Below are 3,108 nucleotides of genomic sequence, written 5' to 3'. Positions count from 1 at the left end.
TGCCTTCCCCCTGGTCCAGCTCCGCCAGTTCCCGGCTCAGGGTCTGGTGCAGTTCCGGCAGCTCTTCCGGCTGCACCCGGTGTTTGCGGGCCATCTGATAGATGGCGCTCAGGCGCTCCTCCACCTCTGCCAGCCGCTGCGGGTCGGCCTCGTAGTCTTCGACGAAGTGACGCAGGTTGTCGCCGGCTTCGGTGACCTGGATGTAGGCATCGTTCAGCATCTGCAGGGTGTCTTTCAGGCGCACAACTTCTACCGGTAACTGTTCCAGCTGGTGCAGGGCCTGGCGCAGCAGCCCGGCGGCGCTGGTCTCATCCTCGGTGCACAGCATGGCGGCCTGCTGGCTGCGCAGCATCACGTCTTCGGCGTGGCTGAGCTGTTCCTGTTCCTGCTCCAGCTCCACCTGCTCCTCCGGCTGCAGGGCCAGGCGGTCCAGCTCTTCCACCTGGTAGCGCAGCAGCTGCAGCTTGGCCTCATTCTCGTCGGCGTTGTGCCGGCAGTCCTGCAGGCGCTGGCGGGTGGCCTGCCAGGTCTTGAAGGCGGCGCGGGTCTGCTGGGCCAGCGCTTCGGCGCCGGCGAACTCGTCCAGCAGCTTGCGGTGGGTGTCTTTCTGCAGCAGCGACTGGTGCTGATGCTGGCTGTGGATATCCATCAGCAGGCTGCCGAGATCCTTCAGGTGCGTCAGGGGGCAGGGCTGACCATTGATGTAGGCCCGGGAGCGGCCGTCCTTGCTGATGACCCGGCGCATAATGCAGTCGCTGTCGTCGTCCAGTTCGTGGCCGGCCAGCCATTGCCCGGCTTCGGGAATGCGGGACACATCGAAGGTGGCGGTGATATCGGCCCGCTTGGCGCCATGGCGCACGGCGCCGGCATCGGCGCGGCCTCCCATCACCAGCCCAAGCGCGTCCAGCACAATGGACTTGCCCGCGCCGGTCTCGCCGGTCAGCGCGGTCATGCCCTTGCCGAACTGCAGTTCCACCCTTTCGGCGATGGCGTAATTGGACACGGTGAGCTGGGTGAGCATGAGGCCTCCTTTGACTGGCAGTCAGCAACGATTGTCGGCGTTGATGGGCAGGTCGCCCGACATACCTGTGAATTCGTACAGTACATGTGAATATATACAGTGCCCGGACAGTTTGCAAATGCCATAAATGTGATTTTTTTGTGGTTGAAACCCATGCCGGTGGCCCCATATCGCTGAGCAGGTTTTTGAATCAGGTCTGAAAACGTTCGGGCCGACCATGATCGAGCAGGAGTAGTGCATGAGCGCTGACGAGCATCGTAACGAACAGATTGAGGATGAGCAGAAGGCCCAGCAGGCCGAGAACGAGACCGCGGATCCCGCGAAGGAAGGTCAGCCGGATGAGGTAGCGGCGCTGCGGGAGCAGGTCAAGGAGTACCAGGAGCAGATGCTGCGGTCGCAGGCGGAAATGCAGAATGTGCGCCGCCGTGCCGAGATCGACGTGGAGAAGGCTCACAAATTTGCCCTGGAAAAGTTCGTCAAGGAACTGCTGCCGGTGGCGGACAGCCTGGAGAAGGCGGTCGAGAGCACCGAGGGCCATGAGGACAAGGGTGAGCTGGTGGCCTCGATCCGTGAGGGTGTGGAAATGACCCTGAGCCTGTTCATGAACAGTCTGCAGAAGTTCAACGTAGCTCAGCTCAACCCCATCGGCGAGCCCTTCGACCCGCAGAAACACGAGGCCATGTCGATGGTGCCGGCGCCCGATGCCGAGCCCAATACCGTGGTGGCAGTGGTGCAGAAAGGCTACACCCTGAACGATCGCCTGGTGCGCCCCGCCATGGTGGTTGTGGCCAAGGCAGGGGACTCACCGAAAATTGACGAGCAGGCTTGAAAACTCAGGCCTGGGGCCAATATAGGCAATAACTGGACGGTACGCCGGAGCGACAGATCCGGCCGCGAAGTTGGCATAGCCAGAACCGGATTGAACGAACGAATTGGAGCGAATCAATGAGTAAGATTATTGGTATTGACCTGGGGACCACAAACTCCTGCGTAGCCATCATGGATGGGGACAAGGTCAAGGTTATCGAGAACGCCGAAGGCGATCGCACCACGCCTTCCATTATCGCGTACACAGAAGACGGCGAAACCCTGGTTGGTCAGTCCGCCAAGCGCCAGGCCGTCACCAATCCCAGCAACACTCTTTACGCCATCAAGCGTCTGATCGGCCGTCGCTTTGAAGACAGCGTCGTGCAGAAAGACATCAAGATGGTGCCCTACAAGATCACCAAGGCCGACAACGGCGATGCCTGGGTCGAGGTGAAGGGCGAGAAGATGGCGCCACCGCAGGTGTCCGCCGAAGTGCTGAAGAAGATGAAGAAGACCGCCGAGGACTACCTGGGTGAGAAGGTCACCGAGGCGGTCATCACCGTGCCGGCCTACTTCAACGACAGCCAGCGCCAGGCCACCAAGGACGCCGGCAAGATTGCCGGTCTCGATGTCAAGCGCATCATCAACGAGCCCACCGCGGCGGCCCTGGCCTACGGCATGGACAAGAAGACCGGTGATCGCACCGTGGCCGTCTATGACCTGGGTGGTGGTACCTTCGACATCTCCATCATCGAGATTGCCGACGTGGACGGTGAGCACCAGTTCGAGGTGCTGGCCACCAACGGTGACACCTTCCTCGGTGGTGAGGACTTCGACCTGAAACTGATCGAATACCTGGCCGACCAGTTCAAGAAGGACAGCGGCATCGACTTGCGTGGCGATTCCCTGGCCATGCAGCGGCTGAAGGAAGCCGCCGAGAAGGCCAAGATCGAGCTGTCCTCCAGCCAGCAGACCGACGTCAACCTGCCGTACATCACGGCGGACGCCAGCGGTCCCAAGCACATGAACGTGAAAGTGACCCGCGCCAAGCTGGAGTCACTGGTGGAAGAGCTGGTCGAGCGCAGCCTCGAGCCGTGCCGCACCGCGCTGGAAGATTCCGGGACCAAGCTTGGTGAAATCGACGAGGTGATTCTGGTGGGCGGCCAGACCCGTATGCCGATGGTTCAGGAGAAGGTGAAGAACTTCTTCGACAAGGAACCGCGCAAGGACGTGAACCCCGACGAAGCAGTTGCGATCGGCGCGGCCATCCAGGGCGCGGT

General features: G+C 61.5%; 3 protein-coding genes. 2 read left to right on the top strand and 1 reads right to left on the bottom strand.

Going from position 1 to position 3,108, the window contains the following annotated elements:
• The coding region (locus tag R3280_RS16415; RefSeq protein WP_318999686.1) for a DNA repair protein RecN at positions 1-1,021 on the bottom strand (1,021 nt) is incomplete at its 3' end.
• Between the two features lie 238 nt (positions 1,022-1,259).
• On the opposite strand from R3280_RS16415, the gene grpE reads away from it, so the two are divergent.
• Both grpE and dnaK read left to right on the top strand, forming a co-directional pair.
• Positions 1,260-1,850, top strand: a complete 591-nt coding sequence (gene grpE, locus R3280_RS16410) for a nucleotide exchange factor GrpE (protein ID WP_318999685.1) — start codon at positions 1,260-1,262, stop codon at positions 1,848-1,850.
• A 116-nt stretch (positions 1,851-1,966) separates the two neighbouring features.
• Positions 1,967-3,108: molecular chaperone DnaK (dnaK, locus tag R3280_RS16405; RefSeq protein WP_318999684.1), on the top strand; the 1,142-nt coding region annotated here is incomplete at its 3' end.

The sequence above is a fragment of the Marinobacter sp. genome, assembly GCF_033722195.1.
Lineage (GTDB): Bacteria > Pseudomonadota > Gammaproteobacteria > Pseudomonadales > Oleiphilaceae > Marinobacter.
Note: the sequence above shows the minus strand (reverse complement) of the source record. Positions and strands in the feature narration are given on the sequence as shown.